Source organism: Edwardsiella tarda ATCC 15947 = NBRC 105688, assembly GCF_003113495.2.
In the GTDB taxonomy this organism is placed as follows: Bacteria; Pseudomonadota; Gammaproteobacteria; order Enterobacterales; family Enterobacteriaceae; genus Edwardsiella; species Edwardsiella tarda.
Genome location: NZ_CP084506.1, coordinates 2,437,651 through 2,462,609, shown reverse-complemented (window position 1 = coordinate 2,462,609; position 24,959 = coordinate 2,437,651). Strand labels below are relative to the sequence as shown.

Sequence of the window (24,959 nt, the reverse complement as noted above, 5' to 3'; positions counted from 1 at the left end):
GTGTTAGCCTTGCGCCTCACCGCCCAGCGCGGTGATCAGCTCGTCGATCAGTATCGCCAGTTCGCCGCTCATCAGGGTGAAGTCGGCATCGAAGCGGGCGGCATGATCGTCCCGATCGATATCCTCATTCTGATCGCGCAGGGTATCGGCGAACTTGAGGCGTTTGAGGGCGCCGTCGTCGGCCAGCACCAACTGGACACGTTCGCGCCAGTCCAGCGCCAGCTTGGTCACTAGCTTACCGGCTTCGATGTGGACGGCGATCTCGTCGCTGACCAGCTCCTGCTGTTTACAGCGGATCACGCCCCCCTCTTCCAGGATGGCCTTTAACTCGGCCTCATCTTGTAAGCTAAAGCCCGCCGGGGTATTCCCGCTGCGTACCCACTCCGTCAGGGTCAGCTCGATGGGATCCTCCAGCGTCAAGGGCACGACCGGCAGGGAGCCGAGGCTCTTACGCAGCAGCGCCAGCACGTCTTCCGCCCGCTTGGCGCTGGCGGCGTCCAGCATGATGCGCTGATTGAGCGTATCGATCCACAACCAGGTCTGATTGAAGCGGCTAAAGGCGCGCGGCAACAGGCTGTGCAACACCTCATCCTTAAGCGCATCCTTTTCGGTCTTCTTCAGCTTACGGTGTTGCTCCGCCTCCAGGCGCTCGATCTTGGCTTGCAGCGCCTGCTTGAGGACGGGGGCCGGCAGGATCTTCTCTTCTTTACGGGCGCACAGCAGGATCTGACCGTTGGCGCAGTGGGTCAGGGCATCGCTGTCGCCACCGAGTGGGGGAACCCAGCCGGTGCGAGACATATCCTGGCTGCCACAGGGAGTAAATGCCATGGCGCTGAGTTGGGACTCCATCTCCTGCGCGACCAGCGGGGTTTCACGGTTCAGACGGTAAATCAACAGGTTCTTAAACCATAGCATGGGCATTTTTCCAGAATTTAGGGAGATAATAGCAGGCGTGATGATAGCGAATTCTCCCCGTTTCTTCACGGGAAAACTCCGCTACTATGACGGAGAGAGACGCGGTAAATGAGGAGCGACGGATGCGGATCGGCATTGATTTAGGTGGGACGAAGATTGAGGCACAGGCCCTGAGCGAGCAGGGAGAGACCCTGTTCCGGCGGCGCGTGGCGACGCCTCGCGACGATTATGCTGCCACGCTGGCGGCGATCGCGTCGCTGGTGGAGGAGGCCGAGCAGCAGTGCGGTCAACAGGGTACGGTCGGCGTCGGTATTCCCGGTACGCTCTCACCCTTCAGCGGCCGGGTGAAGAACGCCAACTCGACCTGGTTGAATGGGTCACGCTTGGATGCCGATCTCGCGCGCCGTCTGGGGCGAGAGGTTCGTCTGGCTAACGACGCCAACTGTCTGGCGGTCTCCGAGGCGACGGATGGCGCGGCGGCTGGCGCTCGGGTGGTCTTCGCGGTGATTATCGGCACCGGTTGTGGTGCCGGCATCGCCCTAGAGGGCCGGGTGCATGCGGGCGGGAATGGCATCGCCGGCGAGTGGGGTCACAATCCGCTACCGTGGCTGGATGACGAGGAGCGCGCCATCGCCGCCGCCACCCCGTGCTATTGCGGGAAAGCGGGCTGCATCGAGACCTTCGCCTCCGGTAGCGCCTTCTGCGCCGATTACCGGCGTTTGGGCGGGGAGGCGCTCGATGGCGCGCAGATCATGGCGCGTGTCGCGGCGGGTGAGGCGTTGGCCCAGGCGACCATCGTCCGTTACGAGCGGCGTCTGGCTCGGGCGTTGGCGCAAATCATCAATATTCTCGACCCCGATGTGATCGTGCTGGGGGGCGGCATGAGCAATGTGACGCGCCTCTATCAGACCCTGCCCGATCTGATCACCCCCTGGGTTTTCGGCGGTGAGTGCCGTACCCCGATCCGCCAGGCACAGCATGGCGATGCCAGTGGCGTTCGCGGTGCGGCCTGGCTATGGCCGCTCTGAGCCGTCGGCCTGTTCGTGGGAGTCATGTGGCGTCGCTCGGTGGCGCCTAACACAGGAGAAGCGGATATGACATTACAGATCGAGATGTTGGCGGCGCGGCCGCTGTTCGCCTTGCGTTTAGTCGGGCCGTTGGAGCACACCCTGTCCGAGGGGTTTACGCGTTTAATGGCCTGGGCGGAGCGTCACCATCTGTCTGGGGAGTGGATGGCTATCTATTACGATAATCCCCAGCAGGTGGCGCCCGAGGCGTTGCGGGTGGATGTCGCCCTGGCGGCAGCGCCGGATGTGCCGTTGCCCGCCGATGCCGACGACGCCGGGGTCCGCCGCTTGACGCTGGCAGCGGGCCAGTATGCGTTGGCCGCGGTACAGGTCACTCAACATGACTTCGCCACCCCCTGGATGGCGTTGTTCGCCGAGCAACTGCCTGCCAGTGGCTATCGCCCGAGCGGGGGGCCCTGCTTCGAGCGTTACCTTAACGATGGCCGCCTCACTGGCGAGTGGCAGTTGGAGTTGGGCGTACCGGTGGTAAAAGGGTGAATATGTGCGGATTTCGCCGAGCGGAGGGGGGCGTCGACGGCGCGCCAATTGTACTTTGCGCCGAGACGCGCGAATATAAGTGAAATTTATCACAATTTATTGCAACTGAATGAAACCAACACTGCTCTGTTGCGGCGCGCTGGCGTTGCTGTTAGGGATCTGCCTACTGACCGCTCACCCCGCCTGGTATGGTTTGGCGCTGGTGAATCTGTTGACCTTCTCGCTGTATGGCGGCGACAAACTGGCGGCGCAGCGGCAGTGGCGGCGGATCCCCGAGCGTACCCTGCTGGGACTCGGCGTCGTGGGGGGCTGGCCCGGCGGATTGCTCGGCCAGTGGCTGTTTCGTCATAAGACGCGCAAGGCGGCATTCCGGAACGCCTTCATGCTGTCGGTGGTGGCCAATCTCCTGTTGTTGCTGGCGTTGTGGTATGGCCTGTATGGGCGTTGGTTGTTGTAGGGCGTGGGGGCTCTGAGGCCCCCACGCAGTGAACGCGCCAGCGGCCCCCGGCCTTAGTCGGCGGCGTCGCCCGCCACCCGGTAGCGACTGTCTAGGCGGCTGAAACCCAGCCCATTGATCTTCTTCACCCGGATCTGTAACGGGATACGCTCCTTCATCGCGTCGATATGGCTGATCACGCCGATGGTCTTACCGCTGGCGTTCAGGGTATCGAGGGCGTCCAGCGCGGTATCCAGCGTCTCGGCATCGAGCGTACCGAAGCCCTCGTCGAGGAACAGCGAGTCGATGCGGGTCTTGTGGCTGACCAGATCCGATAGCGCCAATGCCAACGCCAGGCTGACCAGGAAACTCTCCCCCCCGGAGAGGGTGCGCGTGTCGCGCCGCGCATCCGCCTGCCAGGTATCGACGACCTCCAGCTCCAGGGTGTCGCCTTCGCGCCGCCGCAGTTGATAGCGTCCATGCAGGCGCATCAGTTGCCGGTTGGCGAGATAGACCAGGTGATCCAGCGTCAGTCCTTGGGCGAACTTGCGGAACTTGTCACCGCTGCTGGAGCCGATCAACTGATTCAGATAGCCCCACTCTTGATACGCCCGCTCCCGTTGGCCGATCTCGTCGAGCCAGCCTTGTAGGCTGAGGCGCCGTTGTTCATCGCTGTGCAGTTGTTGCTGTCGCTCACCCAGCGTGCGGCCAAGTTGGCGGAGGCGTTGGGCCAGATCGGCGCAGCGTTGGCTCAGATCGGGGTCGTCCTCGGTGACGCACAGCGCCGCCGGGCGGGTCGCCTCGCCGTCCTGCCAGGCTTGGCGTGCCGCCGCCAGTAACGCCGCACTCTGCTGACAGCGGCGTTGGCCGTCGTCGCGCAGGGCGCCGAGGCGCTGCGACTCCTCCTGGCTCAATCTGGCGGCGAGGAACGCCGCCTCATCGTCGAAGGGGGAGGCGGCGAGCGCCGTCTGCCACTGCTGCTGTAATGTCGCGAGGCGTTGCGTCAAGGTGTGGTGGTGGTGTTGGGCCGCCGCCAGCTCACCGTTGAGTCGCTCATGCTGTTGTTGCCAGCGTAGGCTGGCGTGCTGTGCTTCGCTGACGCGCTGTTCCCACGCGTGTTCCTGGCGTTGCAGTTCCGCTTGCACCTGAGCGACGGACTGGCCATCGAGCAGGGTTTGGCGTTGCGCCTGCTGTGACGCGTGTTGTGCGACTAACGCCTGATGCTCGCGCAGCAACACCTGGTGGCGCTGTTGCAGCTCGTCGAGTTGTTGTTGGCGTTGGCGCCACTGCTCGTCGCAGGTCAGGCGTTGTTGTTGCAGCTGTTGTTCGCGCGCCTCGCCTTGTTGCCAGCGCTGTCGCTCGGCCCGGCGCTCGGCCAGCCAGGCCTCGCTCTGCTGCGCCGTGGGCACCTCGAGATCGCATTCGTCCAGATCGGCGCTGATCTGTCGTTGCAGCGTCTCCAGTTGCTGCGCCAGCGTGCGTCGTTGCTGTGTGCTCTCTTGTTGCTGGCGGGTTAACGCCTGCTGCTGTTGGGCCAATAACCCTAATGCATGTTGCGCCTGAGCCACGTTTAGGCTTGCCTGAGTCAGACCATCGTGTGCCTGGCGAAGGCGTTGTTCGAGCGTCTCGCCTTGGTGTTGACGCTGATCCAGCTCGCGCGCCTGAGCACTACATTGCTGTAGGTAGTCAGCGAGCGCCGTGGCCTCATCGAGAGGCAGCGTCACGGCGATCTCGGTGCAGTGCTGTTGCCAGCGCGCCCGGTGCTGCGTCAGGCGCTGTTTGAGCTGCTGGCGTTCGGCGCTCAGCTGGCTGTGTTGCGCGCTGATCTGACGGTCGCGCTCGCTCAGCGCGCTCCCCTCTTGCCCGAGACGCTCGACCTCCTGACTGAGGCGATCGCGCCGTTGTTGGCTCTCGTCGAGCGAGGGGCGCGGGGCATCGCTCGCCAGGGGATGCTCGGTGGCACCGCACAGCGGACAGGGCTCTCCGTCGACCAGATGGGCACGCTCGGCCTCCAGCGTGATGAGGCGTTGTTGGAGCGCGATCTGTCGCTCCAGATCGAGCAGATGCTGGCGCTTTTCGCCGTAGTGACGCCGTTTCTCTGCCAACTGTTGCGCCAGCTGTTGCTGCTCCTGCTGCAGCGCCTCCAGGCGCGAGGTGAGTGTCGCGATTTGGGCGATCTCTTGCTGCGCCAGGGGCTGCAGGGCGATCAACTGCTGACGGGCATCATCCCCCCGTTGCAGGGCGGCTCGCTCGCTGGCCAGCCGGGCAGGCGGATAGCGCCGTTGCCAGGCCTGTAGCTCGGCCTCCAGCGCCTGGTGAGCCTGGCGTAGCTGCTGTTCGGCCTGCTGCTGGGTGTGCAGCGCCTGTTGCTGCGCGGCGTGTTGACGCTGGATCTCGCTCGCCTCCGCCGCCTGGCGGGCTAGGAGATCCGCGTATCGCTGTGCCTCGGCGCTCAGGGTGGCGCGCTGTTCGAACCACACCTGCCAGCGCGCGAGGCGCTCGCTCCATTGGGCATGTGTACTCGTCGCCGCCCGTTGCCGTTGCAGGGCATCATATTCGTGCTGTAACGCCTGGCGTTGTGCCGCGAGTTGCTGTTGCTGCTGGTGTAGACGCTGCTGTTGCTCGAGGCTCTCTTGGCACTGTTGCGCGCGTTGCCGCTCCGCCTCCTCCAGCTTTCCGAGCGCGTGATCGAGCGGCACGACCTGTTGGTTAATCAACGTCTGCGTCGCGTCGCGCCGTTGGCGGAAGCACTGCTGCTCGTCGAGTGCCTGCTGTAATGCCTGCTGCAGGGGGGCCTGCTGGCGGTGTAGTGCCGCGAGTTGGTCGGCCAGTTGCTGTTGATGCTCGACGGCTTGGCGTAGATCCTGTTCGGCCTGAGTCCACCCTTGGTAGTGCGGGTGTAGACGCAGCGCCGGTTCGGCTTGCGCGAGACGTGTCAGTTGCGGCTGGATCGATAGCCAATGCTGCTGTTCCTGTGCCGCTAACGCTTCGGCCTGGCTCAGCGCCTGCCGATGCTCTTGTTGGCGCCGTAACCAGGCCTGTTGCTGTTGCGCCTGCGCGAGCTGAGCGCCTAACTGCTGCTCCTGCTGTTGTCCCTGTTGCAGCTCACCTTGCAGTGCGGCACGTTGCTCCTCGCTGAGCAACGCGACGCCGGCCACCCGCTCGCGCAGCGTTTCCAGTTCGAGCTTAGCCTGCTTAAAGTGTTCGAAGACGGCGCTGGAGAGTTGGCCGTAGATCTCGGTACCCGTCAGCTCCTCTAACAGCTCGGCACGTTTACCGGCATCGGCATTGAGAAAGGCGGCGAATTGCCCCTGGGACAGCATCATCGACTTGGTGAAGCGGCCAAAGTCGAGGCCGGTCAGTTCGGCGACGCGTTTTAGCTTGTCGTTGATCTTGTCACACAGGATGGTGCCATCATCGAGGCGAGCCAGCTCGGCACGGGGGGCCTGCAGCTTCCCATCCGGGCGCTGATTGGCGCGGCGCTGGCTCCAGAAGGCTCGGTAGCCGACCCCTTTGACTTCGAACTCGACCTCGGCCAGCGACTCGGCGGTGCCTCGGGTCATTAATTCATTCTGGCTGGCGGAGATGGTGTCCAGGCGTGGCGTCTGGTGATACAGCGCCAGGCAGATGGCGTCGAGTAGCGTCGTCTTCCCGGCACCGGTGGCGCCGGTGATGGCGAACAGTCCGCTGTCGCAGAATGGTGGGGCACTGAAGTCGATCTTCCATTCGCCGCGCAGCGAGTTGATGTTTTTAAAGCGTAGACTCAGGATCCTCATGCCGACGCCTCCCCAGGTTGGGCCAGTTCGATCTCGTGACACACCTGCTGAAACAGTTGCCGCGCGCGTGCCTGCTGTGTCGCATCGCCCTCTGACTCCAGCGCCAGGCGGCGATTAAAGACCTCGTCGGGCGTCAGTTCACTCAGGGTTTCACCCGCCTGCATGGTTAAGGCGCGTTGGCGCTGCTCTCGGCTGCGGCGTAGCAGCAGGATCTCCACCGGTAGGCTCGCCGCCTGCTGCTGCAAGGTGCGCTCGGCGTCGCTGAGCCAGCCGTCGCTATCGATCTCGATGTCTAGCCAGATCGGTTTCTCCGTCGCCTGGTCGCGTAATGCCTCCAGGGCGGCGCCGATCTCGGCCAGATTCCCCTTCAGCAGGCGCATCGGTTGGCTCTGGGGAACCGCCAGAGGGGTGATTGCCTGTAATCCCTGGGCGTTCAGCTCAACCAGGCAGACACTCTTGGCGCTGCCCAACTCGTCGAAACTGAGCGGGATCGGCGAGCCGCTGTAGCGAATGTGCTCGGCGCGGCCGACACGCTGTGGCCGGTGGATATGCCCCAGGGCGATATAGTCGGCTGGCGGGAAGGCGCTGAGCGGCAAGGCATCCAGCGATCCGATGTAGATGTCGCGTACCGATTCGGAGCGACTGGCGCCGATGGCGGTCAGATGACCGGTGGCGACGATCGGCAGATCCTGTCCCAGCGTCTGGCGTAGCGTCACGGCGCGTTGATACAGGTTCTGGTAGTGTTCGCTGATGGCGTGCTGTAACGCGAACTGTTTATCGTCTGCCGACTGACCGGCCTGGCTACGTAGCAGATCGCGCGGGCGGAGAAAAGGCACCGGACACAGGATGGCGCCGGGCGAGCCATCGCGCTGAGTGAGCAGCAGCGGCGCGTCGTCAGGCTGGGCATGGCTGATCACCTGGGTATGTAGGCAGGCCAACAGATCGCGCGACTCATTGAGGGTCGCCACGGAGTCGTGGTTACCGGCGAGGACGATCAGTTGGCAACCGCTCGCCTGGAGTGCCACCACGAAGCGGTTGTACAGCTCGCGGGCGTAGCTGGGGGGCGTGCCGGTATCAAACAGATCACCGGCGACGATGATGGCATCGACGCGATGCTGCTCGGCCTGTTGCTGCAGCCAGTCGAGAAATGCCCGGTGTTCATCGGCCCGGCTCTTGCCGTAGAAGTGCTGGCCAAGATGCCAGTCGGAAGTATGGAGTAGACGCATGGAGTCCCTTGGCAACGGGTGGCGTGCCCGCGTGGGCGGGCGGAAGCGATGGCGCTCAGTATACGCGGTGGGTATGGGGCGCGCCAAGGCACCCCTCGTCGAGGGCACACGGCATTACGCTTTTTTCATAAATCTGTCATAAAAATGACGCATAATTGCGGACGAATGACAATTACCTGGGAAGTCGATATGGCCAGACGCATTTTAGTCGTGGAAGATGAAACCCCCATCAGGGAAATGGTGAGTTTCGTTTTAGAGCAGAACGGCTATCAGCCGCTGGAAGCGGAGAGTTACGACGGTGCGTTGAGCCGGCTGTGCGAACCCTATCCCGACCTCATCCTGTTGGATTGGATGCTCCCGGGCGGCTCCGGCATTCAGTTGATTAAGCATCTGAAGCGTGAACCGGCCACGCGTGATATTCCGGTGATGATGCTGACGGCGCGCGGCGAGGAGGAGGATCGGGTGCGGGGCCTGGAGGTGGGGGCCGACGATTACATCATCAAGCCGTTCTCGCCCAAGGAGCTGGTCGCGCGTATCAAGGCGGTGATGCGCCGCATCTCGCCGATGGCGCTGGAGGAGACCATCACCCTACAGGGGTTGAGCCTCGACCCGGTCTCGCATCGGGTGATGGCCGATGAGGCGCCGCTGGAGATGGGGCCGACCGAGTTCAAATTGTTGCACTTCTTTATGACACATCCCGAGCGCGTCTATAGCCGCGAGCAGTTGCTCAATCATGTCTGGGGCACTAACGTGTATGTAGAGGATCGTACCGTCGATGTCCATATTCGCCGCTTGCGTAAGGCGTTGGAGAGCAGCGGCCACGATCGCATGGTACAGACCGTGCGGGGCACTGGCTACCGCTTCTCCGCCCGTTTCTGATTGCCGCAGGCGATGGAGTCCTGACTGTGCTTGATAAACTATCCTGGAAGACGCTGCTCGCCGAGCTGCTCTTGTGCTGTGTGCCGGCCTTGTTGCTCGGTGCGCTGTTCGGTTACTGGTCCTGGTTCCTGCTGTTGGCGCTCTGCCTGTTGTGGCTGTGGCAGGGGTGGAACCAATTACGCCTCTCGCACTGGTTATGGGTGGATCGCAGCATGACCCCCCCGAGTGGACGCGGCAGCTGGGAGCCCTTGTTCTATGGGCTGTATCAGATGCAGCAGCGCAATCGACGGCGGCGGCGTGAGTTGACGCTGTTGATTAAACGCTTCCGTAGTGGGGCGGAGTCGCTGCCCGATGCCATCGTGATGCTGACCGATGAGGGCAATATCTTCTGGTGTAACCAACTGGCCCAACACCTACTCAGCTTTCGCTGGCCGGAGGACAACGGTCAGAATATCCGCAACCTGCTGCGTTATCCCGAGTTTAGCGCGTATCTGACCTCGGCCGACTATAGCCAGCCGTTGACGCTGCACCTAAATAGCGGACGCTACATGGAGTTTCGGCTGATGCCCTATAGCGAGGGGCAGCTGTTGATGATCGCGCGTGATGTGACGCAGACGCGTCAGCTGGAGGGCGCGCGGCGTAACTTCTTCGCCAACGTCAGCCATGAGTTACGTACACCGCTGACGGTGTTACAGGGCTATCTGGAGATGTTCGGTAGCGACGAGATGCCGGCGGCCCAGCGCGAGAAGGCGCTCGCCACCATGCAGGCGCAGACGCGGCGCATGGATGGTCTGGTACAGCAACTGCTGGTGTTGTCGCGTATCGAGGCGGCGCCGCACATCGACCTCAACGCGCTGGTGGATGTACCGGCGCGGCTCCATCTGCTGGAGCGCGAGGCGCACTCCCTCAGCGACGGTCGTCACACCCTGCGCTTTATCATCGACGAGACGCTACGGGTACGCGGCAACGAAGAGCAGCTCGGTAGCGCGGTCTCCAACTTGGTGTATAACGCGTTGAATCATACGCCGCCGGGCAGTGAGATCACGGTAAGTTGGCAGCGTACGCCGCAGGGTGCGCGCTTCACGGTCCGTGATAATGGCCCGGGGATCGCCAACGAGCACCTGAGCCGTCTGACCGAGCGGTTTTACCGTGTCGATCGTTCCCGCTCGAGCCGTACCGGCGGTAGCGGATTGGGGCTGGCGATTGTCAAGCATGCCTTGCAGCATCACGATGCACAGTTGGAGATCAGCAGCATCGTAGGCCAGGGGAGCTGTTTCGCCTTCACCCTGCCGAGCCATCTGGTGGTGAGCGCCGATCCGCGCTGATGCCGCAGGGCGAGGCCGGTTCATCCCTCTCTTGCTCTTGGCGGGCTCAGCGTCCGCCTCCCTTTCTGCCCGGCGGGGGGAGCGGCGCTGGCCGTCATCCGACTCGCTGGGCAATGGTGCACGCAGCGGCGGCGTCTAGGCGGGGGTTAACTCCTCGATGATCAGCCCCCAGCCTTCGACATCGCGCCAATAAGCTTGCTCCTTCTCCAGATCTAACTGCATCAGGCTGTTTTGTCGCAGATAATGGGCGGGGAAGCGCAGCACCCACTGGAGTCCACTGGTTTCTAATTGGAGAGTCTGGGGTGGTGTGGTGGCCTGACGCTGGTTATTGAGTAGGGTCGCGAGGCGGAGGATCTGGATCAGCGGCAGATACTGCTTCTTCTTGAACAGGGCGAAGCGTGGCAGATCCGCCAGACGCAATGCCTTGCGTTGGCAGCGAACCAGCGTCGCCAGCATCAACTGCTGCTCCTGAGTGAAACCGGGGAGGTTGGTGTATTGCAAGATATAGGCGGAGTGACGCTGCATGCCGCTGTGGTTGATGCTCAGGCCCACCTCATGCAGCGCGGCCGCCCAGTTGAGCAACGCCTCCAGCTGTGGATGGGCCAGGCGCGGGTTTTGCGCCATCCACTGCGCGTACAGTTGACGAACGCTGGCCTGGACGCGCTGCGCCTGTTCGCGATCGATGTTGTAGTGCTCCGCCAGGCTATGCGCGGTACGGCTCCGGATATCCTGGTGGCGGAAGCGCCCCTCCATCTCATACAACACCCCTTCGCGCAGTGCGCCGTCAGACAGGCGCAACTGTTTGATCGCCAAGGCATCGAACACGCCGCAGAGGATGGCGAGGCCGGGGACGAAGACCTGGCGCCGCTCCTCGGAGAGGCCGGGTAGGCGCAGCGCATCGACCCGTGGGTAGCGCAGCACCTCGTCGCACAACATCGCCAGCCGCGCCGGGGTGATTAACCCATCCTTCTCGCCCATCGCCACCAGCACCTCATAGGCCGCCTTGATCGAACCGGAGGCACCCAACGCGGCATTCCACCCCTGAATGCGATACTGCCAGGCCATATTCTCCAGCTTCTGCGCCGCCGCCAGACGGGCACGCTGGAAGTTGGCGGGGGTAATCACCCCACCGGCGAAGAACTGTTGGGCGAAGCTGACGCAGCCCATACGCCGGCTCTCGACCAGCAGCGGATCAAAGTCTTCGCCGATCACCATCTCCGTCGACCCCCCGCCGATGTCGATGACCAGCTTGCGGCCCTTCTCCGGCTGCGTGTGGGCGACGCCCATAAAGATCAGGCGCGCCTCCTCATGGCCGGAGATGATCTCGATGGGGTAGGGGATCACCTTGGCGGCGCGTTTAAGAAACTCTTGGGCGTTATCCGCCTGCCGCAGGGCATGGGTACCGACGATGCAGACGTTCTCCGCCGGGAAGCCCTGTAGGCGTTCGGCGAACAGCGCCAGGCAGGCCAAGCCGCGTGCCATCGACTCCTCACTCAGTCGCTGCTGATCATCCAAGCCATCGGCGAGGTGGACGCGCTGCTTGAGCCGTCCCAGGATTTGTAGCGCGCCGTTGACGACGCGGGCGATCACCATGTGAAAGCTGTTAGAGCCGAGATCGACGGCGGCGATCTCCTGCGGACGGGGCGAAGAGGGAATCAGCGGCATAGGCGGCAGTCCGGTTTAGTCATGAGTTGGGGCAGCGAGGAGTGCCTGCGCCCGTTGAGCGTCGGCGGATTCCAGCGCCCGGATGTAGTCGTAGATCGCCAGTTGCGAACGCACCTTGCGGCGATTGCCGCGCGGCACCCGGCGGTTACTGAGTTCGCGATCGAGGTAGCGCGCCTTGACCGTATCGCTGAATTGCAGCTCCAGCAGTTCCAGCACCCGTTGCCGCAGCTGTGGATCGAGTAGGCGTACCCCCACCTCGATGCGGTAATCGATGTTGCGCGTCATCCAGTCGGCGGAAGAGAGGAAGACCTGCGGATCGCCGTGGTTGTCGAAGACATAGACCCGCGCATGCTCCAGGAAGCGATCCACGATGCTGATGGCGCTGATGTTGTCGCTCACGCCAGGGATCCCCGGCACCAGCGAGCACATGCCGCGCACCAGCAGACGGATCTTGACTCCGGCGCTGGAGGCGGCGTACAGGCGATCGACCAGCCCCTTGTCCACCAGGTTGTTGACCTTCAAGGTGATGCCGGCGCCCAGCCCGGCCTGGGCATGGGTGATCTCCTGATCGATGAGCTGATACAGCATGCGACGGGAGTTCTGCGGCGACACCATCAGATACTCGAAGTTGACCGGACGATAGGGGTTTTCGATGAAGTTGAACACCCGGCGTACCTCGTTGGTGATGCGCGCGTCGGCGGTGAGCAGCGAATAGTCGGTGTAGAGGCGTGCCGTCTTTTCGTTGAAGTTGCCGGTGCCGATATGGGCATAGCGCACGATGTCATCGCCCTCGCGGCGTGAGATCAAGAATAGCTTGGCGTGGATCTTCAACCCCGGCGCCGAGAAGATCACATGCACCCCGGCCTCCGTGAGCCGCTTGGCCCAGTGGATGTTGGCCTCCTCATCGAAGCGTGCCTGCAACTCGACCACCACGGTAACCTTCTTACCGTTGTGGGCGGCGTGGATCATCGATTCGATGATGCGTGAGTTCTTGGCCACCCGGTAGATGTTGATCTTGATCGCCAACACACTGGGGTCGAAAGAGGCCTGGCGCAACAGCTCTAGCACATGTTCGAAGGTGTGATAGGGGTAATAGAGCAACACGTCGTGATCGCGGATGGCGTCGAAACCGTTGCGGAAGCGATCGAACCATACGTGACGCAGGCGTGGCAGCGGGCGATTGAGCAGATTGGCCTTACCGACATTGGGGAACTTGATGAAATCTTTAAAGTTATGGTAGCGCCCCCCGGCAATCAGCGAGTCGTAGGAGGAGATGCCCAGCTTGCGGGTCAGCAGCGCGACTAATTCGTCGGGCATATCGCGCTGGTAGACGAAGCGTACCGGCTCGGCGGTGAGACGCTGCTTGAGGCTGGAGGACATCAGCTCCATCAGGCTGGACTCCATCTCCGTCACCAGATCGTATTCAGCGTCGCGGGTCATCTTCATCGAGTAGGCGTTGAGGGTATGGTAGTCGAAGAAGCCCTTGAAGATGTCATCCAGGCAGTAGCGTAGGATGTTGTCCACCAGGATCATCGGTTTGCGACGGCGTGGCGTCTCCGGCGGTAGCGTGATAAAGCGCTCGACCTTGTCCGAGGGGATCTCCAGCAACGCGTAGCGGGTCTGTTGACCGTTGATGATTTCGACCGCCAGGTAGGTGTAATCATCCTTGAGGAAGGAGACCAGGTCGGTCTCCTCATCGAGCATGATCGGCGTGATATGCTGGCGTAGATGGTTACGATAGTATTGGCGTAGCCACACCTGTTGATTTTCCGAGAGTTGGCGCTCGTTGATCAGGAAGATCTGATTGCGTGCCATCTCTAACAACAGATCGTTGTAGAGCGAGTCGAATTCCTGGTCGGCCTTTAGCACCTTGGCCTGGATCTGCTGGAGGAGGTGGCGTGAGTTGCCATTATCGGTGCCTTGCTCCTCACTGATCAGAATACGACGTTTCAGCTCGGCGAAGCGTACCTTGTAAAACTCATCCAGGTTACTGGAGTAGATGCCGAGGAAGCGCATGCGCTCGATCAGCGGATTACTCTTGTCGGCGGCCTCCTGCAATACGCGCTCATTGAAGGATAACCAGCTGAGTTCTTTGTCGATGTAGCGCTTTTCCTGCCCCATGATGACTCCAGTAGCCAAGCAAAAACAATCCGCCCCGGTGTTGTCCTGACCGGAGTGGCCCGCCGACGACGGGCCATGATGCGGACTATTATGGCGAGTCTCAGGGGAGAAAGTCCAACCGGCGCGCTAGACGCCCGGTGTCTCGCCGCCGTTGGCGCGGTACATGGCCATATAACGGTGTTGGAACATACACATGCGAATGGCGTTGCGATACTCGCCATTGATGAAAAACTCGTGGACCAGCTCACCCTCGATCTCGAAGCCCAGCTTGCTGTAGATATGGATCGCCTTGTGGTTCTCCTTATCGACCAAGAGATAGAGCTTATACAGGTTTAGCACCGCGAAGGCGTGCTCCATCGCCAGCAGCGCGGCCTTACTGGCGTAGCCTCGGCCCTGATGGGCGGGATCGATGATGATCTGGAATTCGGCGCGGCGATGAATGTGGTCGATCTCCACCAGCTCGACCAGCCCGATCTTGTTGCCATCCTGCTCGACCACGAAGCGGCGTTCGCTCTGGTCGTGGATATGCTTATCGTACAGTTCGGCCAGCTCGACGAAGGCGATATACGGCTCTTCGAACCAATAACGCATCACGCTGGCGTTGTTATCGAGCTGATGGACAAAGGGCAGGTCTTCCCGTTCCAGGGGATGGAGCCTGACGTGGCTGGTGCTGGACATGATCGTTCCTCTCGTCACAGATGGTGGGCGGCCGGCGGGCCGCCGAGTAGGAGCGATAGTATAACTGTTGTTTATCGATTACAGCAGGGGGCTAGTCGTCGGCGTAGCCTTGCGGCGGTAACGGGCGACCGTCTAGCCAGGCTTGTGGCGCGTGGTATTGCAGGCGGCCTTGGCAAAACCAGGCGACGACCAGCGGATAGATGGCATGCTCTTGCACCTGCACTCGGGCGGCGATCTCCTCGACGCTGTCGTCGGGGAAGATCGGCACCCGTGCCTGGAGCACCACCGGGCCGCCGTCTAGCGTCTCGCTGACGAAGTGCACCGAGGCGCCATGCTCACGATCCCCCGCCGCCAGGGCGCGGCGGTGGGTGTCTAGGCCAGGATAATGCGGCAGTAGCGAGGGGTGAATGTTGAGCATCCGCCCGTGGAAGCGGCGGACAAAGTCGGGCGACAAGATGCGCATATAGCCGGCCAGTACCAGCAGATCGGGCTGGTAGGCGGCGATACGCTCCGCCAGCGCGGCGTCGAAGGCCTGACGGTCAGGATAATCCGCGGGCGCCAACGCGTGGGCATCGATGCCCGCCTGACGCGCGCGCGTCAGGCCGTAAGCATCGGCGCGGTTGCTGAAGACGGCGACGATCTGCCCCGGGATGCGTCCCGCCTGACAGGCCGCAATCAAGGCCTGAAGATTACTGCCCTGGCCGGAGATGAGGACGAGGATACGTTTCATCGCCTTCCCCTTAACGCAAGATCTCGACCTGCGGCTCGTCGCCCTGTGCCTCGGCGATGTGACCCAACAGCCAGGCCTGCTCGCCCTGTTGCGTCAGGCGCAGCAAGGCGCTCTCCACTTCCTCCTGCGGCAGCGCGATCACCATGCCGACGCCACAGTTAAAGGTGCGGTACATCTCGTGGCGGCTGACATTACCCGTCTGTTGCAGCCAGTCAAAGATCGCCGGCCATTGCCAGCTGTTCTCGTCGATCACCGCCTTGCTGCCGGCAGGCAGTACGCGGGGAATATTTTCCCAGAAGCCGCCGCCGGTCAGGTGGGCCAGGGCGTGCACGTGATGGTGGGCGATCAGATCCAGACAGGCGGCGACGTAGATCTTGGTCGGCGCGAGCAGATGGTCGGCCAGCGCACGCCCCGCCAACTCGGTGTGACGCGGGTCGCAACCGCTAACCTGCAAGATCTTGCGGATCAAGGAGTAGCCATTGGAGTGGGGGCCGCTGGCCGCCAGGGCGATCAGGGCGTCGCCGGGGCGTACCTGGCTGCCGTCGATGATCTCTGACTTCTCGACGACCCCGACGCAGAAACCGGCGACGTCATAATCTTCGCCGTGGTACATCCCAGGCATCTCGGCGGTTTCCCCCCCGACCAGCGCACAGCCAGCCTGCTTACACCCCGCGGCGATCCCGCTGATCACGCTGGCGGCGGTATCGACATCCAGCTTGCCGGTGGCGTAGTAGTCGAGGAAGAACAGCGGCTCGGCGCCCTGAACCACCAGATCGTTGACGCACATCGCCACCAGATCGATGCCGATGGTGTCATGGCGTTGCAGATCCATCGCCAGGCGCAGCTTGGTGCCGACGCCATCGGTGCCGGAGACCAGTACCGGCTCGCGGTATTTCTGCGGCAACGCACACAACGCGCCAAAGCCACCGAGTCCTCCCATCACCTCGGGACGGCGAGTCTCCTTGACGACTCCCTTAATCCGGTCGACCAAGGCATTGCCCGCATCGATGTCTACTCCGGCGTCTTTGTAACTGAGCGTGGTTTTGTCGGTCACTGCGTAAATCCCCATGGCGGTTAGGCGTGGTCCGCCGGGCGTGTCTGGACGCTGGCGAACCCTGCGGAAAATGTCAGGCGGCGCAATTCTAGCAGTCAAAGCAATCGTTTGCTATCCCCTTATCGCCGACGTGAACGTTTTCGTCGTGCTAGATAGAGAGTGTTCCTTCATTGACGAAGATCATAATTTTTCCTCTGGCATCCCGGCGAAAAGGCGGTATAATCTCGCGATTTTTTTGGGCGCAGAACAGCTACATGGGAGAAAAAAAATGAAGATCGTTGAAGTGAAACACCCGCTTGTGAAACACAAACTGGGTTTGATGCGTGAAAATGACATCAGCACCAAACGATTCCGCGAACTGGCCTCGGAAGTGGGCAGTTTGCTGACCTATGAAGCGACCGCAGACCTCGAAACAGAAAAAGTAACCATTGATGGTTGGTGCGGCCCGGTCGAAGTTGAACAGATTAAAGGGAAAAAGATCACCGTGGTGCCGATCCTGCGCGCAGGGTTGGGCATGATGGAAGGGGTACTGGAGCATGTGCCGAGCGCCCGTATCAGCGTGGTCGGTATTTACCGTAACGAAGAGACGCTGGAGCCGGTGCCGTACTTCCAGAAACTGGTATCGAATATCGATGAGCGTATGGCGCTGGTGGTCGATCCGATGCTGGCGACGGGGGGATCGATGATCGCCACCATCGATCTGCTGAAGAACGCCGGTTGCCGTGCGATCAAGGTGTTGGTGCTGGTCGCCGCACCGGAAGGTATCGCCGCGCTGGAGCAGGCGCATCCGGATGTCGAGCTGTATACCGCCTCCATCGATCAGGGGTTGAACGATAAAGGCTACATTATCCCGGGGTTGGGCGACGCCGGCGATAAGATATTTGGTACCAAATGACCCGTGAGCCGACTCGTTAGTCGGCTTTTTTTTGGCGTGGCGGCGCTTCACCGCCATGCCTTGCCAGAGCATAACACCCTTCAACGTTATTAGAGGAAACTGACATGACCCGTCGCGTCATCGGTGTCAGCGAGCGCCCGCCGCTGCTGCAAACGATTCCGCTGAGCTTCCAGCATCTGTTCGCCATGTTCGGCGCCACCGTGCTGGTGCCTATCCTGTTTAAGATCAACCCGGCGACGGTATTACTGTTTAATGGTATCGGCACCCTGCTGTACCTCTTCATCTGTAAGGGGAAGATCCCCGCTTACCTCGGTTCCAGCTTCGCCTTTATTTCGCCGGTGATGCTGCTGTTGCCGTTGGGCTATGAGTTGGCCTTGGGCGGCTTCATTATCTGCGGTGCCCTGTTCTGCCTGGTGGCGTTAATCGTCAAGAAGGCGGGGACAGGGTGGTTGAATGTGATCTTCCCACCGGCGGCGATGGGGGCCATCGTGGCGGTGATCGGTCTGGAGCTGGCCGGTGTCGCGGCCAACATGGCCGGTCTGTTGCCCGCCGACGGTAGCCATGCCGATACGACGACCATCACCATTTCGATGGTGACCCTGGCGGTGACGGTCCTCGGTTCGGTGCTGTTTCGGGGCTTCCTGGCCATCATCCCGATCCTGATCGGGGTACTGGTCGGTTATGCGCTCTCTTTCTACCTGGGTGTCGTCGATATTACGCCGATCAAAGAGGCGCACTGGTTTGCCCTGCCGACCTTCTATACGCCGCGCTTCGAGTGGTTCGCCATTCTCACCATCCTGCCGGCCGCGCTGGTGGTGATCGCCGAGCATGTCGGTCATCTGGTGGTGACCGCCAACATTGTGAAGAAAGATCTGATGCGCGATCCGGGACTGCATCGTTCCATGTTCGCCAACGGCTTCTCCACCATGATCTCCGGCTTCTTCGGGTCGACGCCGAACACCACCTACGGCGAGAATATCGGTGTGCTGGCGATCACCAAGGTCTACAGCACCTGGGTCATCGGTGGGGCGGCGATCTTGGCGATCCTGCTCTCCTGCGTCGGTAAGTTGGCGGCGGCGATCCAGGTGATCCCGGTGCCGGTAATGGGCGGGGTCTCGCTGTTACTGTACGGGGTGATCGGGGCCTCCGGTATCCGCGTGTTGATCGACTCCAAGGTGGACTACAACAAGGCGCAAAATCTGATCTTGACCTCGGTGATCCTGATCATCGGTGTCAGCGGCGCGAAGGTACACATCGGCGCCGCCGAGCTGAAGGGGATGGCGCTGGCCACCATCGTCGGGATCGGCATGAGCCTGCTGTTCAAGCTGTTTAGCCTGCTGCGTAAGGAAGAAGAGATCATCGAACTGCCCGAGGATATCTGATCGTTGGAATGAGGCGGCCAGCGGACAGGCCGCTTTTCCCTGGGAGCCGCGCCGTCCTACTGCCGGCGCGGCTTTTTGCTCGGCAGACGGATTAGCGCATGCCAGGGCGAATTTCTGTGTTAAACTGAAAACGTTTTTTGCAAGTTCATGTCTGAGGTGATTCTGAACACGCCCACCCAGCTTTCATTGCCGCTCTATCTGCCCGACGATGAAACCTTTGCCAGTTTCTATGCGGGAGAGAATGCCGCGCTGCTCGCCGCGTTGCAGAATGCATTACGTCAGGAGCACGCCTCCTACATCTACTTTTGGTCGCGCGAGGGCGGCGGCCGCAGCCACCTGTTGCACGCGGCCTGTGCCGAGATGTCGCAACATGGCGAGGCGGTGGGGTTTGTGCCGCTGGATAAACGCGCCTACTTCGTGCCGGAAGTGTTGGATGGCATGGAGCAGCTGGCCTTAGTCTGCATCGACAATATCGAATGCATCGCCGGCGATGAGGCCTGGGAAATGGCCATCTTCAACCTGTACAACCGCATTCAAGAGAGCGGGCGCTCACGCCTGTTGATCACCGGCGATCGGCCGCCGCGTCAGCTGAATCTGCATCTGCCCGATCTGGCCTCGCGCCTGGACTGGGGGCAGATCTATAAGCTACAACCCCTGGGGGATGAAGAGAAGCTGCAGGCGCTGCAACTGCGCGCCCGGCTACGTGGCTTCGAGTTGCCGGAGGATGTGGGGCGTTTCCTGTTGAAGCGCCTGGATCGTGAGATGCGTACGCTGTTTATGACGCTGGATCAACTCGATCGCGCCTCGATCACCGCACAGCGTAAGCTGACCATTCCCTTCGTCAAAGAGACGTTGCTGCTTTAGCCGCGGGTTTGACGAGATCTCCATGCGCATCGTGGTGCGCATCGCAATAACGGGCGGCGATGGCTGCCCGTTATCGTTGTCTTCGCTCCCCTCTGGCGTTAGAGCAGCGCCAAGACCTGCTCCGGCGGTCGGCCGAGACGTGCACGTCCATCTTTGACCACGATCGGGCGTTCGATCAGTTGCGGATACTGCACCAGGGCGGCGATCAGCGCCGCCTCGTCCACACTCGCCTCATCGAGGCCCAGGCTTTGATACAGCGCCTCGCCCTGACGCATTAGTTGGCGTGCCGAGCTGAAGCCCAGCGCCTGGAGCAGCGCGCGAAGGGTGGCGGCATCCGGCGGGGTCTCCAGATAATGCACGACCTCGGGCTGGATACCGCGCTCGGTTAACAGTTGCAGGGTGGCGCGACTCTTGGAGCAGCGCGGATTGTGGTAGATGACGACGGCAGACATAGCGGCTCCTGCTGGCTGGGGTGAGCGGGGCGACTCCCGACCGTAGCATGCCGGGAGCGCCGTTGAATTAACGACGTTGGTACTGTTTGAAGCGTTCTTGCAGTTGACGCAGTTGATCGATGCGTGCGTCATAACGCGCCTGCTTCAAGCTGCCGAGTGGGACCAGGGCGCTGGCATTGCCCAGCAAGCCGATGGCTTGTTGCAGTTCGCCCGTCAGCGCCAACTGCTCGGCGCGGGCGGCCAGCTCCTCATCACGCAGCCCTTGGGCGCCACTGGCCTGGGCTAACAACTCCCAGCCGTTGACGTCGTTGGGGTGGCTATAGGTATAGCGGTACAGCAGGCGGGAGGCCTGTGCGGCCTTTCCCCCCTGAATGTAGGCATTCGCCAGGTTGATCTGCAAGACGGCATCGTTGCGATTTTTCGCGAGCGCCGCCTCTAGACGGGCGATGGCGGCGGCGGCCTGTTTCTGGTTGAGATCGATGTCGGTCATCAGGTCGATATACCAGACGTTGTCAGGATCGGCGCTCAGTAGGGGTTGCAGGGTGCGACGCGCATCGTCGAATTTGTTGGCCTGAGAGAACAGAATCGCTTGGCCATAGCGTGACGCCGCCTGCTCACGCACATTGCCGCGCGCCATCGCGTCCAGCATGTCGCTACTGAGGTAGCCGCCATCGATATCGTTGCCGCTATACATGCCTAGGGTACGCATCTTGGCCAGCAGGTAGTCTAGCGACGACTGTACCGGGTGCGGGCGCATCTGGTTGGCGCGGTTACGGGTATCCGTCAGACGGCTGTCCGGCAACGGGTGGGTCAGCAGCATCTCCGGGGGCTTAGAGGAGTAGCGCGACTGGTCGGCCAACTTCTGCAGGAAGTTGGGCATCGCCTGCGGATCGAACCCCGCGCGCTGCAACACCTGGATCCCGATGCGATCCGCCTCCTGCTCATTCTGTTGGGTAAAGCTGATGATCCCCTGTTGGGTCCCGGCCAGGGCCCCGGTGAGGGCCGCCATACCCGCCTGAGGGCTGGCCATCGCCAGCAGAATCGAACCGAGCGCGCCGACCCAGGTCAGCGGCGCGGTACGTTGCTGTTCCTCCATCGCCCGCGCCAGGTGGCGTTGGGTGACGTGTGAGATTTCATGCGCCATGACCGAGGCCAGCTGGCTCTCATTATCGGTATAGCGGAATAGGGCACTGTGCAGCACCACGTTGCCGCCGAAGAAGGCGAAGGCGTTGATCTCGTCGTTACGCACCAGATAGAAGTGGAACGGGGTGCGCACCCCGTCGGCATGGGCCACCAGCCTCTCACCCAGGCGGTTGATGTAGCCGTCGAGGAGTGGGTCATTGATCAGCGGTGCGCTGGCACGTAACTGACGCACGTAAAAATCCCCCATGGCCAACTCTTGGTTGATGCTGAGGATATTACCGGCGGTGGTACCGATGTCCGGTAGCTGCTGGTCCTGGAACGGGGCCGCGTACAACGAGGGTGTCGCACCGAACAGTCCGCCCGTTAGCAGCAGAGCGATAAGCGATCTGTGAAACCGTAAAGTCATAAGTAACGCTTCCAAGGCAACGATAGACATTTGACGCTGATCGCGGCGAAGAGTTCTTCTTCCCGCTCCCGCTCTCTATTACACTAGGCGCGCGAGAGGAACGTGTCCTGCAATAATTGAGGTTTATCATTCTGCCACTATTATCCGGCCGTGCCAAAGCTTGTTAGATTTTATTTATCCTATTGTTATGTAACCCTATTTATAGGTGATCGCGTCATGGCACAGAATGAGGGAGTATAACCGTGCTTGAAATGCTGATGCAGTGGTACCGGCGTCGTTTTACCGACCCGCAGGCGATTGCCCTGCTGACCATACTGCTAGTGGGCTTTTGCATTATCTATTTCTTTAACGGCATCTTGGCGCCGTTGCTGGTGGCCATCGTGCTGGCCTACCTGTTGGAGTGGCCGACTAATAAGCTGGAGGGCATCGGTTGTTCGCGGATCTGGGCGGTGTGCGTGGTCCTGCTGGTGTTTATCGGCATCGTGCTGGTGACGATGTTGGTGTTGATCCCCATCGTCTGGCAGCAGGGATTGGGGCTGATGGGTGACATGCCGAAGATGGTCACCCGTTTCTATGAGTATGCCGCCACCCTGCCACGCCGCTATCCGGCACTGATGGACGCCGGCATCATCGACGTGGTGGTGGAAAATCTGCGTGCGCGCATGGCGCTGATGGGCGAGTCGGTGCTGAAGTTCTCCTTAGCCTCGCTGGTGGGGATGGTGACGCTGGCCATCTATCTGGTGCTGGTGCCGTTGATGGTGTTTTTCCTGTTGAAGGACAAGGAGCAGATGCTCAACGCGTTGCGCCGGGTCTTGCCGCGTGAACGTGGGCTGGCCGGGCAAGTGTGGTTGGAGATGAATCAGCAGATCACCAACTACATCCGCGGCAAGGTGGTGGAGATGATCGTGGTCGGTGTGGCCACCTATCTGGTGTTCCTGATACTGGGGTTAAACTATGGCCTGCTATTGGCCGTCCTGGTCGGCGTCTCGGTGTTGATCCCTTATATCGGCGCGGTGTTGGTCACTATCCCGGTGGTGCTGGTGGCGCTGTTCCAGTGGGGGATGGGGGCGGACTTTTGGACGCTGTTTATCGCCTATCTGGTGGTGCAGGGATTGGATGGTAACGTGCTGGTGCCCTTGCTCTACTCGGAGGCTGTCAACCTGCATCCGTTGGTGATCATCTTGTCGGTGATCATCTTCGGCGGCTTGTGGGGATTTTGGGGCGTCTTCTTTGCCATCCCGTTGGCGACCCTGGTCAAGGCGGTGATCCATGCCTGGCCGGACGACTTTGGTAATGAGGCGCCGGGCGACACGGCGAAGTAAGAGTAACGCGGCGCCGAGTGGCGCCGCGGGATTACGCGCGCTTATGGATGGCTGCGTAGGTAGGCCAGCACCACCTCGCTGTGGGTGCTGGTCTTAAAGTTATCGAACACATGCTCTACGCGGCCGTTAGCGTCGATCAGGAAGCTAATACGGTGGATGCCGTCATAGGTCTTGCCCATGAACGATTTCTCGCCCCAGACGCCAAACTGTTCGGCAACCTGGTGATCCTCATCGGACAGCAGGGTAAAGTTGAGCAACTCTTTTTCGGCGAAGCGTGACAGTTTCTCTGGCTTATCACTGCTAATGCCGAGCACTTCCACATCAAGCTGCTTCAGTTCCGCCATGTTATCGCGCAATCCGCAGGCTTGTACCGTACAGCCCGGGGTCATCGCTTTGGGATAAAAATAGACCAACACTCTCTGGCCCTGGAAGTCGGCCAAGCTGATCTGCTCACCATCTTGATCCAACAAGGTGAACTGGGGGGCGAGGCTACCGGCTTGCAATGGACTCATTACCATTCTCTCCATCTCTTTTATTCGTCATGCTGAGAATAATTCACTACGTTAATGCTGCCCTGGGCGTTCAGCTCGTCACATAACTGGTTGAAGGCCTGCTCGATCAGGCTGGGATCCTGGTTCGCTGGGCTGTGGGCGGTGATCTGGATATAGAGCTGTTGCTCCGCCGAGCCGTCACGGGTTTGGGTGCGTGAAACCAGCTCGGCGATGTTCATCTGATGCGAGTCGAACAGATCGGTGAAGCGTTCGATGATGTGTGGCGAGTCTTTGACCTCCACCTGCACCCAGACCGTCGCTGGCATGGTGGGGCGTTCGTGCCAGGCGGTGCGCTTCATGACGATCAGCAGATCCATCTCGACACCTTTCAGCGGCAGGGTCGATTCGATCAGGGTTATCGCGTTCCAGCTGCCGGAGAGCAGCATGATGAACGTGAACTCTTCGCCCAACATCGCCAGACGGCTGTCTTCAATGTTACAGCCGCAACTACTGACGTGGCGGGTAATATTGTTGACGATACCGGGGCGGTCCGCGCCAAGGGCGGTGATGACTAAATAGTGTTGATTGGGCTGTGGCAAAAGAGTTCTTCCTGTAATGGGGATCGGGTGTACCAAGGTAATCATAAAAAAAAGTACGCGACAAGCAATTAGCATTCAGATGTCTACTTGCGTTGGCAATGCTTTAAAACGTACCATGAGACGCCTGTTTTTAGAGGGGGATGGAGTATGTTCACGGGAAGTATTGTCGCGCTGGTCACGCCGATGGATGACAAGGGTCATGTCGACCGCGCAAGCCTGAAAAAGTTGGTGGATTACCATGTCGCCAGCGGTACGTCGGCGATCGTTGCCGTGGGCACCACCGGTGAGTCGGCGACGTTGAATCATGACGAGCATGTTAACGTCGTCTTACAGACGCTCGAGCTGGCCGATGGACGCATCCCGGTGATCGCCGGTGCGGGTGCCAACGCCACCAGCGAGGCCATTGCGCTGACGGAGCGCTTTAATGATAGCGGTGTGGTGGGCTGCCTGTCGGTGACGCCTTACTATAATAAACCGACTCAGGAGGGGCTGTTCCAGCACTTCCGCGCCATCGCCGCCTGTACCGATCTGCCGCAAATCCTGTATAACGTGCCGTCACGTACCGGTTGCGATATGCTGCCGGCCACCGTGGCGCGTCTGGCGCAGATTGAAAATATCGTCGGAATTAAAGAGGCCACCGGGAACTTAAGCCGTGTCGGGCAGATCCAAGAACTGGTCAACGATCAGGATTTCATCCTGCTAAGCGGCGATGATGCCTCGGCATTGGATTTTATGCGCCTGGGCGGGCAGGGGGTTATCTCGGTTACCGCGAACGTCGCGGCACGCCAGATGGCAGAGATGTGCCGCCTGACGCTGGCCGGTGAGATCGCCGCCGCCCGTAAACTGAATCAGTGTCTGATGCCGCTGCATCACGACCTATTTATAGAAGCAAACCCGATACCCGTAAAATGGGCAACCAAGGTATTGGGCTTGATAGCGACCGACACCCTGCGTCTGCCGCTGACACCATTGAGCGACGCTGCGCGCCCGGTGGTAGAACGCGCACTGCGCCATGCCGGTGTGCTGTAACTCTTA

The 24,959-nt window shown here is 61.1% G+C and carries 22 protein-coding genes; 10 read left to right on the top strand and 12 right to left on the bottom strand.

Features of this window, described 5'->3' with window-relative positions; genetic code table 11:
• Positions 1-3: 3 nt before the first annotated feature.
• Entirely contained in the window at positions 4-915 is a 912-nt protein-coding gene (gene rdgC, locus DCL27_RS11455) for a recombination-associated protein RdgC (protein ID WP_035600282.1), read from the bottom strand.
• Between the two features lie 122 nt (positions 916-1,037).
• Between rdgC and mak the strand changes: the two genes are divergently transcribed.
• The 3 genes from mak (at position 1,038) to DCL27_RS11440 (ending at position 2,937) form a co-directional block, all read left to right on the top strand.
• On the top strand, positions 1,038-1,943 hold the full coding sequence (gene mak / locus DCL27_RS11450) for a fructokinase (protein ID WP_035600280.1): 906 nt from the start codon (positions 1,038-1,040) through the stop codon (positions 1,941-1,943).
• 66 nt (positions 1,944-2,009) lie between these two features.
• Complete coding sequence (locus tag DCL27_RS11445) at positions 2,010-2,480, top strand: GyrI-like domain-containing protein (protein ID WP_005283729.1); 471 nt, start codon at positions 2,010-2,012, stop codon at positions 2,478-2,480.
• A gap of 109 nt (positions 2,481-2,589) precedes the next feature.
• Positions 2,590-2,937 carry a DUF1294 domain-containing protein gene (locus DCL27_RS11440; protein WP_005283733.1) on the top strand — a complete coding sequence of 116 codons (348 nt, stop codon included), beginning with the start codon at positions 2,590-2,592 and terminating at the stop codon, positions 2,935-2,937.
• 53 nt (positions 2,938-2,990) lie between these two features.
• Here DCL27_RS11440 and DCL27_RS11435 read toward each other — a convergent pair whose 3' ends face one another.
• Both DCL27_RS11435 and sbcD read right to left on the bottom strand, forming a co-directional pair.
• Entirely contained in the window at positions 2,991-6,692 is a 3,702-nt protein-coding gene (locus DCL27_RS11435) for an SbcC/MukB-like Walker B domain-containing protein (RefSeq protein ID WP_035600278.1), read from the bottom strand.
• Positions 6,689-7,918 carry an exonuclease subunit SbcD gene (gene sbcD, locus DCL27_RS11430; RefSeq protein WP_005283742.1) on the bottom strand — a complete coding sequence of 410 codons (1,230 nt, stop codon included), beginning with the start codon at positions 7,916-7,918 and terminating at the stop codon, positions 6,689-6,691. The genes DCL27_RS11435 and sbcD overlap by 4 nt, the downstream gene beginning before the upstream one ends.
• Positions 7,919-8,107: 189 nt before the next feature.
• Here sbcD and phoB point away from each other — a divergent pair, with 189 nt between their 5' ends.
• Together phoB and phoR are read left to right on the top strand one after the other, a co-directional pair.
• A complete protein-coding gene (gene phoB / locus DCL27_RS11425) occupies positions 8,108-8,797 on the top strand; it encodes a phosphate response regulator transcription factor PhoB (RefSeq protein WP_005296578.1) in 690 nt (229 codons plus the stop codon).
• Between the two features lie 26 nt (positions 8,798-8,823).
• The gene (phoR, locus tag DCL27_RS11420) at positions 8,824-10,122 is read left to right on the top strand and encodes a phosphate regulon sensor histidine kinase PhoR (protein ID WP_068869897.1); all 1,299 of its coding nucleotides are present in this window, start codon (positions 8,824-8,826) and stop codon (positions 10,120-10,122) included.
• 135 nt (positions 10,123-10,257) lie between these two features.
• Here the strand turns inward: phoR and ppx are convergent, their stop codons facing one another.
• From ppx to purM, 5 genes are all read right to left on the bottom strand, one after another.
• A complete protein-coding gene (gene ppx, locus DCL27_RS11415; protein ID WP_035596685.1) occupies positions 10,258-11,787 on the bottom strand; it encodes an exopolyphosphatase in 1,530 nt (509 codons plus the stop codon).
• A gap of 15 nt (positions 11,788-11,802) precedes the next feature.
• On the bottom strand, positions 11,803-13,908 hold the full coding sequence (gene ppk1 / locus DCL27_RS11410) for a polyphosphate kinase 1 (RefSeq protein ID WP_005283754.1): 2,106 nt from the start codon (positions 13,906-13,908) through the stop codon (positions 11,803-11,805).
• Positions 13,909-14,034: 126 nt separating this feature from the next.
• A complete protein-coding gene (speG, locus tag DCL27_RS11405) occupies positions 14,035-14,586 on the bottom strand; it encodes a spermidine N1-acetyltransferase (RefSeq protein WP_035596688.1) in 552 nt (183 codons plus the stop codon).
• Positions 14,587-14,677: 91 nt separating this feature from the next.
• Positions 14,678-15,316 (bottom strand): phosphoribosylglycinamide formyltransferase, encoded by a 639-nt coding sequence (gene purN, locus DCL27_RS11400; protein ID WP_035596691.1) that lies wholly within the window; start codon positions 15,314-15,316, stop codon positions 14,678-14,680.
• Between the two features lie 10 nt (positions 15,317-15,326).
• Positions 15,327-16,370, bottom strand: a complete 1,044-nt coding sequence (gene purM / locus DCL27_RS11395; protein WP_005296574.1) for a phosphoribosylformylglycinamidine cyclo-ligase — start codon at positions 16,368-16,370, stop codon at positions 15,327-15,329.
• A gap of 268 nt (positions 16,371-16,638) precedes the next feature.
• Between purM and upp the strand changes: the two genes are divergently transcribed.
• The 3 genes from upp (at position 16,639) to hda (ending at position 19,511) form a co-directional block, all read left to right on the top strand.
• Positions 16,639-17,265: a uracil phosphoribosyltransferase gene (upp, locus tag DCL27_RS11390; RefSeq protein ID WP_005296572.1), complete on the top strand. Its 627-nt coding sequence runs from the start codon at positions 16,639-16,641 to the stop codon at positions 17,263-17,265.
• 104 nt (positions 17,266-17,369) lie between these two features.
• Positions 17,370-18,647 carry a uracil permease gene (uraA, locus tag DCL27_RS11385; RefSeq protein WP_005283772.1) on the top strand — a complete coding sequence of 426 codons (1,278 nt, stop codon included), beginning with the start codon at positions 17,370-17,372 and terminating at the stop codon, positions 18,645-18,647.
• Positions 18,648-18,794: 147 nt separating this feature from the next.
• On the top strand, positions 18,795-19,511 hold the full coding sequence (gene hda / locus DCL27_RS11380; protein WP_005283774.1) for a DnaA inactivator Hda: 717 nt from the start codon (positions 18,795-18,797) through the stop codon (positions 19,509-19,511).
• A gap of 98 nt (positions 19,512-19,609) precedes the next feature.
• On the opposite strand, the gene arsC is transcribed toward hda, so the two are convergent.
• Together arsC and bepA are read right to left on the bottom strand one after the other, a co-directional pair.
• Positions 19,610-19,963, bottom strand: coding sequence for an arsenate reductase (glutaredoxin) (gene arsC, locus DCL27_RS11375; RefSeq protein WP_005283777.1), 354 nt, complete (start codon positions 19,961-19,963; stop codon positions 19,610-19,612).
• Positions 19,964-20,030: 67 nt separating this feature from the next.
• Positions 20,031-21,512 carry a beta-barrel assembly-enhancing protease gene (gene bepA / locus DCL27_RS11370; protein WP_228594429.1) on the bottom strand — a complete coding sequence of 494 codons (1,482 nt, stop codon included), beginning with the start codon at positions 21,510-21,512 and terminating at the stop codon, positions 20,031-20,033.
• Positions 21,513-21,754: 242 nt separating this feature from the next.
• Between bepA and DCL27_RS11365 the strand changes: the two genes are divergently transcribed.
• The gene (locus DCL27_RS11365) at positions 21,755-22,834 is read left to right on the top strand and encodes an AI-2E family transporter (RefSeq protein ID WP_005296568.1); all 1,080 of its coding nucleotides are present in this window, start codon (positions 21,755-21,757) and stop codon (positions 22,832-22,834) included.
• 41 nt (positions 22,835-22,875) lie between these two features.
• On the opposite strand, the gene bcp is transcribed toward DCL27_RS11365, so the two are convergent.
• Together bcp and DCL27_RS11355 are read right to left on the bottom strand one after the other, a co-directional pair.
• The gene (gene bcp, locus DCL27_RS11360; protein ID WP_005296566.1) at positions 22,876-23,346 is read right to left on the bottom strand and encodes a thioredoxin-dependent thiol peroxidase; all 471 of its coding nucleotides are present in this window, start codon (positions 23,344-23,346) and stop codon (positions 22,876-22,878) included.
• A 20-nt stretch (positions 23,347-23,366) separates the two neighbouring features.
• Positions 23,367-23,969 carry a glycine cleavage system transcriptional repressor gene (locus DCL27_RS11355; protein WP_370545989.1) on the bottom strand — a complete coding sequence of 201 codons (603 nt, stop codon included), beginning with the start codon at positions 23,967-23,969 and terminating at the stop codon, positions 23,367-23,369.
• A gap of 102 nt (positions 23,970-24,071) precedes the next feature.
• Between DCL27_RS11355 and dapA the strand changes: the two genes are divergently transcribed.
• A complete protein-coding gene (dapA, locus tag DCL27_RS11350; RefSeq protein WP_005283793.1) occupies positions 24,072-24,953 on the top strand; it encodes a 4-hydroxy-tetrahydrodipicolinate synthase in 882 nt (293 codons plus the stop codon).
• Positions 24,954-24,959: the final 6 nt, after the last annotated feature.